General features: G+C 45.5%; 11 protein-coding genes. 2 read left to right on the top strand and 9 right to left on the bottom strand.

Annotated elements, in window-relative coordinates; all coding sequences use genetic code 11:
- Nucleotides 1-9: 9 nt before the first annotated feature.
- A complete protein-coding gene (locus NSQ23_RS11650; protein ID WP_339170853.1) occupies nt 10-732 on the bottom strand; it encodes a DUF2268 domain-containing protein in 723 nt (240 codons plus the stop codon).
- A gap of 432 nt (nt 733-1,164) precedes the next feature.
- Here NSQ23_RS11650 and NSQ23_RS11655 point away from each other — a divergent pair, with 432 nt between their 5' ends.
- On the top strand, nt 1,165-2,394 hold the full coding sequence (locus NSQ23_RS11655) for an IS110 family transposase (protein ID WP_339170721.1): 1,230 nt from the start codon (nt 1,165-1,167) through the stop codon (nt 2,392-2,394).
- A 205-nt stretch (nt 2,395-2,599) separates the two neighbouring features.
- Here the strand turns inward: NSQ23_RS11655 and fabF are convergent, their stop codons facing one another.
- From fabF to NSQ23_RS11670, 3 genes are all read right to left on the bottom strand, one after another.
- Nucleotides 2,600-3,841, bottom strand: a complete 1,242-nt coding sequence (gene fabF, locus NSQ23_RS11660) for a beta-ketoacyl-ACP synthase II (protein ID WP_339170855.1) — start codon at nt 3,839-3,841, stop codon at nt 2,600-2,602.
- 32 nt (nt 3,842-3,873) lie between these two features.
- On the bottom strand, nt 3,874-4,806 hold the full coding sequence (locus NSQ23_RS11665) for a beta-ketoacyl-ACP synthase III (RefSeq protein WP_339170857.1): 933 nt from the start codon (nt 4,804-4,806) through the stop codon (nt 3,874-3,876).
- 107 nt (nt 4,807-4,913) lie between these two features.
- Nucleotides 4,914-5,867, bottom strand: a complete 954-nt coding sequence (locus NSQ23_RS11670; RefSeq protein WP_192949177.1) for a BMP family ABC transporter substrate-binding protein — start codon at nt 5,865-5,867, stop codon at nt 4,914-4,916.
- Between the two features lie 318 nt (nt 5,868-6,185).
- Between NSQ23_RS11670 and NSQ23_RS11675 the strand changes: the two genes are divergently transcribed.
- Entirely contained in the window at nt 6,186-6,365 is a 180-nt protein-coding gene (locus tag NSQ23_RS11675) for a YjzD family protein (RefSeq protein ID WP_064220507.1), read from the top strand.
- 25 nt (nt 6,366-6,390) lie between these two features.
- Here the strand turns inward: NSQ23_RS11675 and clpB are convergent, their stop codons facing one another.
- The 5 genes from clpB to NSQ23_RS11700 all read right to left on the bottom strand — a co-directional run bounded on the left by clpB (nt 6,391) and on the right by NSQ23_RS11700 (nt 14,433).
- On the bottom strand, nt 6,391-8,973 hold the full coding sequence (gene clpB, locus NSQ23_RS11680; RefSeq protein ID WP_339170858.1) for an ATP-dependent chaperone ClpB: 2,583 nt from the start codon (nt 8,971-8,973) through the stop codon (nt 6,391-6,393).
- 85 nt (nt 8,974-9,058) lie between these two features.
- Nucleotides 9,059-9,238, bottom strand: a complete 180-nt coding sequence (locus NSQ23_RS11685; protein ID WP_003395421.1) for a YjzC family protein — start codon at nt 9,236-9,238, stop codon at nt 9,059-9,061.
- 89 nt (nt 9,239-9,327) lie between these two features.
- Nucleotides 9,328-10,272: an ornithine carbamoyltransferase gene (gene argF / locus NSQ23_RS11690; RefSeq protein ID WP_004891859.1), complete on the bottom strand. Its 945-nt coding sequence runs from the start codon at nt 10,270-10,272 to the stop codon at nt 9,328-9,330.
- Nucleotides 10,269-13,373, bottom strand: a complete 3,105-nt coding sequence (locus tag NSQ23_RS11695; protein WP_339170861.1) for a carbamoyl phosphate synthase large subunit — start codon at nt 13,371-13,373, stop codon at nt 10,269-10,271. Before NSQ23_RS11695 ends, argF begins: the two co-directional genes overlap by 4 nt.
- Nucleotides 13,366-14,433, bottom strand: a complete 1,068-nt coding sequence (locus tag NSQ23_RS11700) for a carbamoyl phosphate synthase small subunit (RefSeq protein ID WP_339170862.1) — start codon at nt 14,431-14,433, stop codon at nt 13,366-13,368. Before NSQ23_RS11700 ends, NSQ23_RS11695 begins: the two co-directional genes overlap by 8 nt.
- Between the last annotated feature and the right edge of the window lie 22 nt (nt 14,434-14,455).

Here is a 14,455-nt window from a genome sequence, read left to right on the forward strand (position 1 = left end):
AACGATGCGTTACATAAAAAAAATTTGTTCAGATGTCATAGTGAGTAACTCCGTCATCGTCTTTTTCGCTAGCGCTCGTCTCACCACTTCATATCCAACTGCGTAACCAAGCATGCGTGGATACAACATCGAACCATACAACAAGGCACGATAACGAGCATCGTCCAGACGAAGAGACAAGTTTAGCACGAGCCATTTTTTCGTAAACTGCTTCAGTTGTTCTTCTGTGTAATATGTCGTCCATTTGGCGACATATTCGCTTCCGAGTCGCTCATACACCGCATGTTCGGCTAATCCTTCCATGACGATGCGGTCAAGGAGCGTATATTCTCGTTCATCTTTCGGATCCACATGTAAACGACAAACGTGATTGTATTCGTGAATGAGGAGGGCGTAAATATGTTCATCCGAGACATGAGGAAGCAAAAACAAAAATAGTTGATCGCGAAAAGCGACGCCTGACTTTCCGCCAAATTCATGTTGGAGCGAACGATTTGTGGCATCTGCAGGAAAAATATAAATCGGCACATCTGGCCCATTCCACTCTTTTTTTAGCCCCGCAAACTTTTTGGCGACAAACGCCCATACATTTTTTTCAGCGAGCTGTTTCATGATCTCCTGTTGATTGCGTCGCGCCATGCCGTGCGCAAATAAATGGCGCTGTACGTCTTCTTTTATTTTTTCTCGCCATTTGTCATGTTCAAACCAGTTTTTTGTGTTAATTATTCCCATAACACTCCCTCCTCGTATAGTATGTTTAGAAAGATTTTTAAATCGAATTTCCAGTTGGATATGCTCCTTGACAATCGCATATGTGTAAGTGATTTGCCCACGGGGGAGGGGCGCGCCCCTCCCCCGTGGATGGCACTACATCGGGGTTGGACTTTTCGCGATGTTCTTGGATAATGGTCTTAGGATCATCGGGGACACTCTTCTCTCTCCTGTAGCTTTGACTACTTAGAAAGTCTGTCTCCCCGGCTCCTGTTCGGACTTCTAACCCGCAGGCTGTTCCCGTTGGTTTCCCATGCTGGAAGGAGCAGCTTCCAGGCAGCCCATGGCCCAACGTGAGTTCTCATATGCGAGGGTGACTGGTCAACAGGCGCGGTCCGGGGGCATCCCGAAGAGTCCCAACCCCACGATCCTACTACGATTGGAGGTGATCTCATGAAACTCTACGTCGGGATTGACGTGAGCTCAACGGACTTATACACGTGTATCATGGATCAAGAAGGAAACACGTGCGCCCAATTCAAGGTGGACAATCATCTCCTTGGCGCGACCTTCCTTCGCGATCAAATCCTCCTGTGGGCCAACAAGCGCCAACCATCCGAAATTCTCATCGGGATGGAAGCCACTTCGGTCTACAGCTGGCATCCAGCGATGTTTTTCCACCAACAGGAGGAGCTGAAGTCTTGGAATGTCAAGGTGTTTACCATCAATCCAAAGCTCATTCGCAAATTTAAAGAAGCGTACACTGACTTGGATAAAACGGACGGCATCGATGCGTGGATCATCGCCGATCGGCTTCGCTTTGGCCGTTTGAAAGTGACAGCTGTCATGCAAGAACAGTTTATCGCCCTTCAACGGCTCACGCGCATGCGCTATCATCTCGTCCATCAGCTGACTCGGGAAAAGCAGTACTTCCTCCAACACTTGTTTTACAAGTGCAGTTCCTTTACCCAAGAGGTGGACAGCTCCGTGTTCGGACATGCCATCTTAGAGCTTCTTCTCGAGTCGTTTAGCTTAGACGAAATCAGTCAGATGGACGTGCAACAGCTCGCTGACTTCTTGCGCCAAAAAGGACGCAATCGCTTTGCCGATCCGGAATGCATCGCCAAGTCCATTCAAAAGGCGGCTCGTTCGTCGTATCGGCTTTCCAAATGTGTCGAGGATTCCATCGACTTGCTTTTAGGGCTATCAATTCAATCCATCCGTAGCCTTCAAGCGCAAATTAAAGAGCTAGATAAAGCGATTACTCGCCATTTGGAAGGCATCCCAAATACGTTACAAACGATTCCCGGCATTGGTCCGGTCTACGCCGCTGGCATCTTAGCCGAAATTGGACAAATCGAGCGCTTTGACAACCAAGCCGCCTTAGCAAAGTATGCAGGTTTGACTTGGTCTAAGCACCAGTCCGGTCGGTTCCAAGCCGAGGAGACTTCCCTCATTCGTTCCGGCAATCGCTATCTCCGTTACTACCTAGTGGAGGCTGCCAACTCGGTACAACGGCATGATGCGTCGTTTCGCACCTATTACCGGAAGAAGTATGAGGAAGTACCAAAGCACCAACACAAACGAGCCCTCGTCCTCACCGCTCGAAAACTCGTGCGTGTGATCGATGCGCTGCTACGCAACGGTCAAATCTACACGCCAAGAAAGGGGGAAGATCGATAGGGGTATCGATCTAACTGATTTTGCATTAAAACCCAGTTAATGACATAAGACAAGACTGGGCTTCTTAAGTATTGCCTTTTTTCGGGTCATCGGACAATCGAATTTCCAATTTCGATGATTTTTCACCTTGACATATTACCGCAGGACTTTCGTTATCGCATTATACGAAAAACGAAAGGAAAATGTGAAAAGGATGAGGAAAGCCTCATCCTTCATATTTTTTGAAAATGATCGTCGCATTATGGCCACCAAAACCGAGCGAGTTGCTTAATACGGCACGCACGTCTTGTTTGCGGGCAACGTTTGGCACGTAATCTAAGTCGCATTCTGGATCTGGTGTTTCATAGTTAATCGTTGGTGGAATAACACCATCATAAATGGATAACACGGAGAAAATCGCTTCAACAGCCCCTGCTGCCCCGAGCAAATGCCCTGTCATCGATTTCGTCGAGCTGACCGCTAGTTTATACGCATGTTCACCAAATACTTCTTTAATCGCCATCGTTTCGTATTTATCGTTATACTCTGTGCTCGTTCCGTGTGCGTTAATGTAATCGATGTCTTCTGGTCGCATGTTCGCATCATGAAGCGCTTGGCGCATCGCGCGGACGCCGCCTTCTCCGCCCGGTGCTGGCGCGGTAATATGATACGCATCGCCTGTCGCACCGTAGCCGACAATTTCTGCATAAATGCGTGCACCACGTTTTAACGCATGTTCAAGTTCTTCTAAAATAATAATGCCAGCCCCTTCGCCCATAATAAATCCGTCGCGATGTTGATCGAACGGACGGCACGCTGTGTTCGGATCAGGGTTAAACGAGAGCGCTTTTGCGGCGCTAAATCCGGCAAACGCCATATGTGTAATCGGCGCCTCTGTTCCGCCTGTAATCATCACATCGGCATCGCCACGTTCAATTACTTTGAACGCATCGCCAATCGAGTTCGTTCCTGTGGCGCAGGCGGTCACCGTACATGAGTTTATTCCTTTCGCCCCAAGCATAATCGACACTTGTCCGGCCGCCATATCTGGAATCATCATCGGAACGAAAAACGGGCTGACGCGACGATATCCTTTTTCTAAAAACGTCTTCAATTGTTCTTCGTACGTTTCCATCCCGCCGATACCTGAACCGATCCATACGCCGACGCGCGTAGCGTTATCCTCCGTAATTTGTAAATTTGCATCTTTTACTGCCATCATCGAAGCGGCAACTGCATATTGCGTAAAGCGGTCCATTTTACGCGCTTCTTTTTTATCAATAAATTGTTCGACTTGAAAATCTTTCACTTCTGCCGCCACTTTCGCAGGGAAATCGTCCGCATTTAACCGTGTAAGCGGACCGATGCCCGATTTTCCTGCCACGATGTTTTTCCATGTCGTTTCCACATCATGTCCTAACGGTGTGACAGCCCCTAATCCCGTGACGACGACTCGTCTTTTTGCCACCACTCATCACTCCTTTGTTTCATCATACATCGTTATTTGCCCCAGCGCAACGCGATAGCACCCCACGTCAAACCACCGCCAAAGCCAACCATAATAATTAAATCGTCATCTTGAATGCGTCCAGCTTCTACTTCTTCAACGAGCGAAATCGGAATCGATGCAGCGGACGTATTTCCGTATTTATTGACCGTAATCGACATGCGATCGATTGGGAGCTCTAACCGTTCGCGCGCCGCTTCCATAATGCGAATGTTCGCTTGATGTGGAATTAAAAAGTCGACGTCCGCTTTCGTCAAACCTGCTTTTTCTAACACACGAATGCACGACTCGCCCATTTGACGCACGGCAAACTTAAATACTTCCCGTCCGTTCATGACGACATAATCGTCATGATACAAATATTTTCCACCTGTTCCATCCGCTCCTAACTCAAACGACACGATGCCACGACCTTCAGACACTTTTCCCATCACGACAGCGCCTGCGCCGTCTCCAAACAACACCGCTGTGTTGCGATCCGTCCAATCGACAATTTTCGATAATTTTTCTACCCCGACAACGAGCACATATTTGTACGTGTCCGTTTCAATAAATTGTTTCGCTGTCACCATGGCATACATAAATCCTGCGCATGCCGCGCTCACATCAAGCGCCGCCGCGCGCACCGCACCAAGCTTTTCTTGCAGCATACATGCAACAGACGGAAACGCGCGATCTGGTGTCACCGTCGCTACTAAAATCAAATCAATTTGTTCGGGAGAAATACCCGCATCATCAAGCGCACGCTTCGCTGCGATATAGCCCATATCGGACGTATCGATATCGTCTGACGCAATGCGCCGCTCTTCAATGCCTGTACGCGTCCGAATCCATTCATCGGACGTATCCATTTGTTGTTCTAATTCTTTATTCGTCACAATACGTTCCGGCAAATATCGTCCAATTCCAATAATTCCTGCACTCACGGAAATATCGTCTCCTTTTATTATCAAACTTTATTACTTGGTACTAATTTTACTTTCTTTTTTCGTTTCGTGCAATAAAAAAATGAGGTGCTTACTCGACAACCCATTTACTCATTCGGCAATTTCCCCGTTTTTTTATATCGCTCAATCGCTTTTGTCATTTTTTGTTGAAACGATTCATCTACAAGCGGGCTAAACGCGCCGAGTTCAACGACACCGTCTTGAAAATCAACATATGTCGTTCCTGACGTTAACTCCCCATCGATAAACTTTTGCGCAACGAGTTCATATAGTGCATCGACATGTTGGACGGTGCTTGTCAGCACTGTTCGTTCCCCTAAATCTGATTGGTCTGTTACATATCCGATCGCATAAAGCCCATATTCTTTCATTTTTTCAATGATCGGTACGCTAAATTTATCGCCAGCTGGGTATATGACATCTACGCCATCTGCGATCATCCGCTCAGCAATCTCCAAAGCTGTATTTATGTCATCCCAATTTTGCACATATTCGACGTCGACATGGGCATTTTCGTTTTCATATAACGCTCCTTCGAAAAAACCGTCCACTTCCGGCTGCCATTCAAATGCGGCAATCACGCCAATGTTATTCGTTTTCGTCATATGTCCTGCGACCATGCCTCCAAAAAAGCCCATCGCATGTCCTTGGAGATTGAAGCTTGTGACGTTTTTCTTTTTCGCCTCTCCGTTAAAAAATACAAAATGTATGTTCGGATATTTTTCCGCGATGTCATCAAAATATTCCCCATATTCGTTTCCGTGCCCGAAAATTAACTTAACGCCTTTTTGATGAAACTCTTTTACCGCCTGTTTTGTGGCCGCTTCCGAGTTCACACCCTCCCGATAAAACACTTCAGCGCCAAACTTCGCTTGAATACGAAGCAACCCTTTATATCCTTTCGTTCCCCACACTTGATCGTCGATCGTATCCGGAACGAGCAAACCAACCTTTTGTACATGTCCCGATGATAATTGAGCAGGAGCGCAAGAAGATAATATAACAAGTAGTGCAAAAATCAAATATGTATATCGCCACATCAACATGCAACACTCCTTTTTCCGTTTCATCTCTTATTTTACTTGCTTTGTTTCTAGTTGGTAAAGAAAAAATCCCCACGGGTATGGGGACTATACATCATTATATTGTTCGTAAATGCGTTCATATGAATCGCACACCATTGCTCGCTGAATTGGAAAAATCGTTGCTTCTCTGTCATAACCGTCCACCTTAAGCACATCATTGTACAATATATCGTATGCGATTTTCTTTTTCGTGTACTAGGCGTTATAATTTTTCGTTTTCGCACATCCATCATTTATGTTAAGATAAAAAAAGAGTGCAAAGGAGGGAGTTACATGCGCATTTTTTGGACGTTTTTTTGGACGTTTTTATTAGTCAACATGTTGACATACGTCGTTAGCTCCATGATCGGTGTGGCGTACCATTTCGCAACCGGTACAACATTGGCAGTCATTGCAACCGTTCTCATTTTGTTAATCGCGCAACTTATTCCAGACGACCCTGTGCATCATTAAAAAAGGATAAACGGCATTTGTCCGTTTATCCTTTTTTTACAACCAATTCATCGCCTTCGACATCGATTGTAACCGCGCTATGGTCCCTGATATGTCCAGCAACAATTTCACGCGCAAGCTTCGTTTCGATATGTTTTTGAATAAACCGTTTGAGCGGGCGCGCACCATATACATGGTCAAACCCATGTGTCGCAATGTATGTTTTCGCTTCGTCCGTTAATGTGACTGTGATGTGACGCTCCGCTAACCGTTCCTCTAATTGTTTGATAAACTTCTCGACAATGCCTTTTACTTCACGTACCGTTAACGGCTTAAATAAGACGATATCATCGATGCGGTTTAAAAACTCTGGTCTAAAATGCGCACGTAACTGTTTTAACACTTGTTCGCGCGCTTCTTCGTTTACCTCCCCGTGCGCATCGACCGCTTCTAACAACGTGTGCGAGCCAATATTGGACGTCATAATGACGACTGTGTTTTTAAAGTCTACCGTTCTTCCTTGCGAGTCCGTCATGCGACCGTCATCTAACATTTGCAGTAAAATGTTAAACACTTCTGGATGCGCTTTTTCAATTTCATCAAGCAAAATGACCGAATACGGTTTTCTGCGTACCGCTTCGGTGAGTTGTCCCCCTTCTTCGTAGCCGACATACCCCGGAGGCGCTCCAATTAAACGAGATACTGCATGTTTTTCCATATATTCCGACATATCGATACGAATCATTTGTTGTTCGCTATCAAACAACGCTTCCGCTAACGCCTTCGCCAGTTCGGTCTTTCCGACACCTGTCGGACCGAGGAAAAGAAATGAACCGATCGGACGATTCGGATCTTTCATCCCTGCACGCGCGCGTAACACCGCATCACTCACTAGCTCAACAGCCTCATCTTGTCCGATAACGCGTTCATGTAAAATATTTGAAAGCCGCAATAACTTTTCTCGCTCGCCTTCCACGAGTTTCGTCACCGGAATGCCCGTCCATTTCGACACAATCGTTGCGATTTCTTCTTCCGTTACTTCTTCACGTAGCAAGCGTCGCTCTTTTTCGCTTTGCTCTAATTGTTTCAATTGTTTTTCAAGCTGTGGAATGCGTCCGTGACGAAGTTCTGCTGCTTTATTTAAATCGTAATTGTTTTCTGCTTCTTCTAACTCACGCTTTGCTTTTTCTAACTGCTCACGCAACGCGCGCACGTGTTGAATCGCTTCTTTTTCTTTTTCCCATTGCGCTTTCATCGCGTTTGCTTTTTCGCGCAAATTTGCCAGCTCTTGCGATAGCGCCTGTAAGCGTTGTTTGCTCGCTTCGTCTTGTTCTTTTTTAAGCGCTGCTTCTTCAATTTCCAATTGCATCATTTTTCGCATTACTTCATCAAGTTCCGTTGGCATCGAATCAATTTCTGTTCGAATCATCGCGCACGCTTCATCAACTAAGTCAATCGCTTTATCAGGTAAAAACCGATCGGAAATGTAACGGTCTGATAATGTCGCTGCTGCCACAAGCGCACCGTCATGAATGTTGACACCATGATGAATTTCAAATCGCTCTTTTAATCCGCGTAAAATTGAAATTGTATCTTCGACCGTCGGCTCTTCGACGAGCACTTGTTGGAAACGACGTTCGAGCGCTGGATCTTTTTCAATATATTGACGATATTCATCAAGCGTCGTCGCTCCGATACAATGCAATTCCCCGCGCGCAAGCATCGGCTTTAACATGTTACCAGCATCGAGCGCACCGTCTGCTCGCCCTGCCCCGACGATCGTATGCAGTTCGTCAATAAATAAAATGATACGACCTTCGCTTTTCTTTATTTCATTTAATACCGCTTTTAACCGCTCTTCAAACTCTCCGCGAAACTTCGCACCGGCAATGAGCGCGCTCATATCGAGTGCAAAAATCGTTTTATCTTTCAATCCTTCTGGCACGTCTTTTCGGACGATGCGCTGCGCGAGTCCTTCGACAATCGCTGTTTTACCGACGCCCGGCTCCCCAATTAAAACCGGATTGTTTTTCGTCTTGCGCGATAAAATGCGAATGACGCGGCGAATTTCGCTATCGCGGCCGATGACCGGATCTATTTTTCCCGCTTTTACTTCTGCGACTAAATCGCGACCGTATTTTTGCAACGCTTCGTATGTAGCTTCCGGATTTGGACTAACCACGCGTTGATTCCCCCTTATTCCCATAATCGTTTGTAGTAGCTTTTCTCGGTCAATACCGTAGCGCGACAATATTTGTTTCGCTTCTTTATCATCAACGAGGGTAAGCAACAAATGTTCAACCGATACATATTCATCTCTCATTTGTTTCGCTTCTTGTTCTGCCCGCACAAGCCATTGTTGTAAACGATTTGTTACATATATTTTTCCTGCCTCTGAACTCGAAATAACTTGCGGTTTTTTGTTTAGCTGTTTATGCCATTCATCTAACAACGTTGCGACGGAAACTGACATTTTCTCGCATATTCGTCGAGCGAGCCCATCTTCTTGTTCAAAAAGCGCGATGCATACATGTTCGACATCGACTTCTTGATGTTGTTTTTCCACCGCCAACGATTGAGCCCGCATGAGTGCTTCTTGCACTTTTTCCGTCATTTGTTGCATATTCATCGCGCTCACCCCTTTGACTTTGACTTTATTTGACTTTTATCTATTACGTATTATAACGAGAAAGCCACCCTTATGCAAGGATGGCTTACGGTTTTGGAAAGTACGTCCAAATGCGATTATGATTTGACGTCTCGGGGAAACGGTCACCTGCTTTTAGCTTTAATTTTTTCGGGTTTTTCACTTGATCCCCTGTTTCACCAATTTCAATATATATCCCGTTGTTAGGTGCTTTTTGCCCTGGGCGGAAATGTCGACTTTGTCCCATCCGTATCCCTCCTCATCGTCTCATCATTTTATAATATGTCCGTTTGGCTTCGTAAACATCATGAGAAATAACGGATGGGCATCCAAATGTTACAGTAACGAAACGAGCAGCGCTTTTTGTGCATGAAGGCGGTTGCCTGCCTGTTGGAAAATATACGACTGCTTCCCATCGATGACACCTTCCGTCACTTCTTCTCCTCGGTGTGCTGGCAAACAATGCAAGAAAATAAAATCTTGTTTCGCTCGTTGGACGAGTGCTTCATTCACTTGAAATGGGGAAAAAATGTGCATGCGCTCATTTGCTTCCGCTTCTTGCCCCATGCTTGCCCAAACGTCTGTGTACACCACATCCGCATCAGCAATTGCTTCGTACGGATCGTTTGTGACAACGATCGTCGCTCCGCTTTCGTTTGCGATCTGCTTCGCTTCTTTAACAATCGCTTCTTTCGGCTCATATCCTTTCGGTGAAGCGACCACACAATGCATGCCGACTTTTGCAGCAGCCAGCATTAAGGCGTGTGCCATATTGTTTCCATCGCCAATGTAGGCTAGCTTTAGTCCTTGTAGTTTTCCTTTTACTTCATAAATCGTCAATAAATCAGCAAGCGCTTGACACGGGTGATCGTCGTCAGTTAACCCGTTAATAACTGGAATCGTCGCATAATGAGCAAGTTCCGCGACTTTTTCATGCTCAAATGTGCGAATCATAATGGCGTCGACATATTCGGACAATACGCGCGCCGTATCGGCAATCGTTTCTCCGCGCCCAATTTGCAAATCGCGACTGCTTAAATGAAGCGCATGTCCGCCTAATTGCACCATACCTACTTCGAACGAGACGCGCGTTCTCGTTGACGGCTTTTCAAAAATCATTGCCAACGTTTTGCCGCTTAACGGCGTATACCGCTCCCCGTTTTGTTGTTTTTCTTTTAATTCAACAGCTAAATGAAGCAAATATTCAATTTCTTCTTTTGAATAATCCGCTAACGTTAAAAAATCTTTTCCTTTTAATTGAATGGTTGCTGTCATGTTCATTTTCTCACCACTTCACTTATTGTTTTTAACCAATCTTGAATCGAACAAACGGAAAAATGTTGCACGGACAACGCTTGTAAAAACAATTTCGCTGTTTCTTCTTCCGTTAACACGAGCACATGGCGAGCGAGCGCTTGTTTTCTTCGCCCCGCACTTTGTTCATCACGCATAAAGCTAACAAACGCAAGCGCCTCTTTTTTCGCGACCCATTGTTCAAACGGCTCATCTGTTACAATCGTTACTCCTTGTTGTTGCGCTTGTTCAATAAAGGACTTCGCATCCGCTGGCGCATCGACGTATATTTCATGCGCCTCTTTTTTCTTCACGAGATATGGATAAAACGCTTTATATGCCGCTTCTTCGATCGTTTTGGCGATGCTAATGCCTTCGCCTGTCGATTTCATTTCCGGCCCAACGAGCGGATCGACACCAGGCAATTTATATGTCGAAAACACCGGATATTTTAAGACAACATACGGGAGTAAAACCGTTTGTTTGACTTCTTCCGACAAATATTTCCCAAGCAATACGTTTGTCGCATGTTGAACCATCGGTACCCCTGTCACTTTACTAACAACTGGAACGGTACGACTTGCCCGCGGATTCACTTCTAATACGTACACTTCGCCGTCTCGTACGATAAACTGAACGTTCATTAATCCTTTAAAATAAAGCTTTTTTGTGATTCGTTTCGTATAGTCGATCATTTTTTCTTTTTCTTCTTTCGTAAACGATTGAGCAGGCAACAATGCATAACTATCGCCCGAATGCACCCCTGTTTTTTCGACATGTTCAATGATCGTCGGAACAAACGCGTCATATCCGTCACAAATCGCATCAAGCTCGCCTTCTTTTGCGCGCACATATTCGTCAATTAATACAGGATAAACGATGCCTTGCTCTACAAGGGCAGAAAGCTGTTGTTTATCGTGAACAATATGCATCCCTCTCCCGCCAATGACATACGATGGGCGAAGCAAAAGTGGATATCCAATTTCTTCTACTTTTCTCCACAATTCCGTTTCATCGTTTGCCATCGCCCCTTTCACGTGTGGGATGTCAAGCGATTGAAGCAACGTATAAAAACGCTCCCGATCTTCCAACTGATCGATCGTATCGCTATTCATTCCAATGATGGAAACGCCATACGCTTCAAGTTTGCTTGCTAAATTAATGGCCGTTTGCCCACCAAATTGCACGATGACCGCTTTGACGTTTTCCGCTTCCACCACATTTAATACGTCTTCGACGGTGAGCGGTTCAAAATATAAACGATCCGCTACCGTAAAATCGGTACTTACCGTTTCGGGATTGTTGTTGATTAAAATCGCTTCATAACCCGCTTGTTGTAAAGCGTACACACAATGAACAGAACTGTAATCAAACTCGATCCCTTGCCCAATACGAATCGGTCCTGAACCGAGAATAAGCATTTTCGGTTTGTCGCTCGTTTGCACTTCGCTTTCGCCAAAATATGTCGAATAGTAATATGACGTTTCTGCTGAAAATTCTGCCGCACACGTATCGACCATTTTATAAGCTGGAACAATGCCGTATGCTTTTCTTTTTTCACGTACATCTTTTTCAGCAACGTTCCATATATGAGCTAAATACGCATCAGAAAATCCTTTCTCTTTTAACGCCCGAAACGTTTGTTCATCAATCAAATGAAGCGTCGTTTCTTTCGCCTGTTGTTCAAGCGCAATGAGCTGAGCAAAACGCGTTAAAAAATATAAGTCAATTTTTGTCCACTCATGTATTTCACTTGTTGACATGCCGCGCCGAAGCAGCTCTAAGATCGCAAAAAAGCGCCGATCGTCTCCCGTTTTTACGATGTCAATTAACATCTTCGTCGGCTGTTTCGCCATTGTTGGTGAATATAAGCCAATATGGTCTAACTCAAGCGAATGAAGTGCCTTTTGCAACGCTCGCTCGAAATTGCGGTCGATCGCCATCACTTCTCCTGTCGCTTTCATTTGCGTCCCGAGACGACGATCGGCAAACGAAAATTTATCAAACGGAAAGCGCGGAAATTTGACGACGACGTAATCGAGTGCAGGCTCAAAGCTCGCATACGTATGGCCTGTCACCGGATTCATTAATTCGGCAAGCGTGTAGCCGACCGCCAATTTCGCCGCCATTCTTGCGATCGGATAGCCAGTCGCTTTCGATGCGAGCGCAGATGAACGGCTGACGCGTGGATTGACTTCAATTAAGTAATATTTTTTGCTCGTTGGATCAAGCGCAAATTGAATGTTGCATCCGCCGACAACACCAAGCGCAGAAATAATTTTAATCGCTGCCGAGCGCAACATATGATATTCGACATCCGTCAACGTTTGCGACGGGGCAACAACGATCGAATCGCCCGTATGAATACCGACAGGATCAATATTTTCCATATTACAAATCGTAATGCACGTATTTGTATGGTCTCGCATCACTTCATATTCAATTTCTTTAAAACCCGCGACGCTTCGTTCCACTAAACATTGCGTAATCGGGCTTTCCTGCAATCCTTTTGTGACAATGTCAACAAGCTCATCCATCGTTTCGGCAATGCCACCGCCTGTTCCACCGAGCGTATATGCCGGACGGACGATGATCGGAAACCCGATTTGTTTTGCGAATTGCACCGCTTCTTCAACTGTCGTTACAATTTCGCTTTCTGGCACCGGTTCATTTAATTCATACATTAACGCTCGAAACGCTTCGCGGTCTTCACCACGTTGAATCGATTCAATCGGTGTACCGAGCAAACGAACGTTATATTTTTGTAAAATACCACGTTCATGGAGCGCAAAAGCCAAATTTAGTCCGGTTTGCCCGCCAAGCGTAGCCAACAGCCCATCGGGTCGCTCTTTTGCGATAATTTTTTCCATACTTTCAACGGTCAGCGGCTCAAAATATACCGCATCCGCATGCACTTCATCGGTCATAATTGTCGCAGGATTGTTGTTTGCTAAAATGACGCGGTATCCTTCTTCTTTCAATGCTAAACAACCTTGCGTTCCTGAATAGTCAAACTCCGCTGCCTGCCCGATGACGATCGGCCCTGAACCGATGACAAGAATCGAGCGAAGCGTTGTATCTTTAGGCATACACTTTCTCCTTTCTTGCTGCTTTCATCATGTCGACAAATTCTGCAAAGATAAATTGCGTATCGTTTGGTCCAGGGTGCGCTTCAGGATGATATTGCACGCATAAAATCGGCTTCGTTTCATGGACGACTCCTTCCACTGAACCGTCATTAACGTTAATAAAGCGAATGGAGAGCGGCGTATCGGCTAAACTTTCCGCCTTGACGACATAGCCGTGATTTTGTGACGTCATCAACACTTTTTTCGTCTTCGTATCATATACCGGCTGATTTGCCCCACGATGCCCAAACGGCAATTTTTCCGTATCCCCGCCGTAAGCAAGCGACACGAGCTGATGTCCGAGACAAATCGCAAGCGTTGGATACCGTTCAATAACGGAAAGAATGTTTCGTAAATGATGCGACAACTGTTTCGGATCCCCCGGTCCGTTCGATAATAACACCCCATCTGGATCAAGTTGTTCTACCGTTTGTAACGTCGTGTTGTACGGAACGACGGTCACCCGACACCCATGATCGATTAGCGAATGAACGATTGATTTTTTATAGCCAAAATCAAATAAAACAACATGCATATGACCGTCTCCGTACGTTTGTACATCCGATGTACTAACGAGTGGAACAGGCGCTTGTTCCTCCATTTGCACGACCGCTTGACGACTTGTTGAAATGACGGCAGGCATCGCCCCATGTTCACGAATTTGTTTCACAACCGCCCGCGTATCCACATGCGTAAGAAGGGGGACGTTCCATTTTTGCAAATATTGCTTGAGGCTATAGGCCGCTTCGTAATGATAACCGGTTTCCTCCGCTTCATAGACGATCACCGCTTTCACATGCGGTTTTTTACTTTCAAAATCGACTTCATTAATCCCGTAATTTCCAATGAGCGGATACGTAAAAACAATCATTTGATTTTTATACGACGGGTCTGTTAACACTTCTTGATATCCTGTCATTCCTGTAAAAAAGACAACTTCTCCCGCAATATCTCCCGTCCACGCCGTTTCTAAATTGCCGACAAACGTTTTGCCGTTTTGTAAATGTAAATACGCTTCCATTTCAACACCCCAACCGAATGTT

The sequence above is a fragment of the Anoxybacillus sp. FSL W8-1294 genome, from assembly GCF_037965005.1.
Classification (GTDB): domain Bacteria; phylum Bacillota; class Bacilli; order Bacillales; family Anoxybacillaceae; genus Anoxybacillus; species Anoxybacillus flavithermus_G.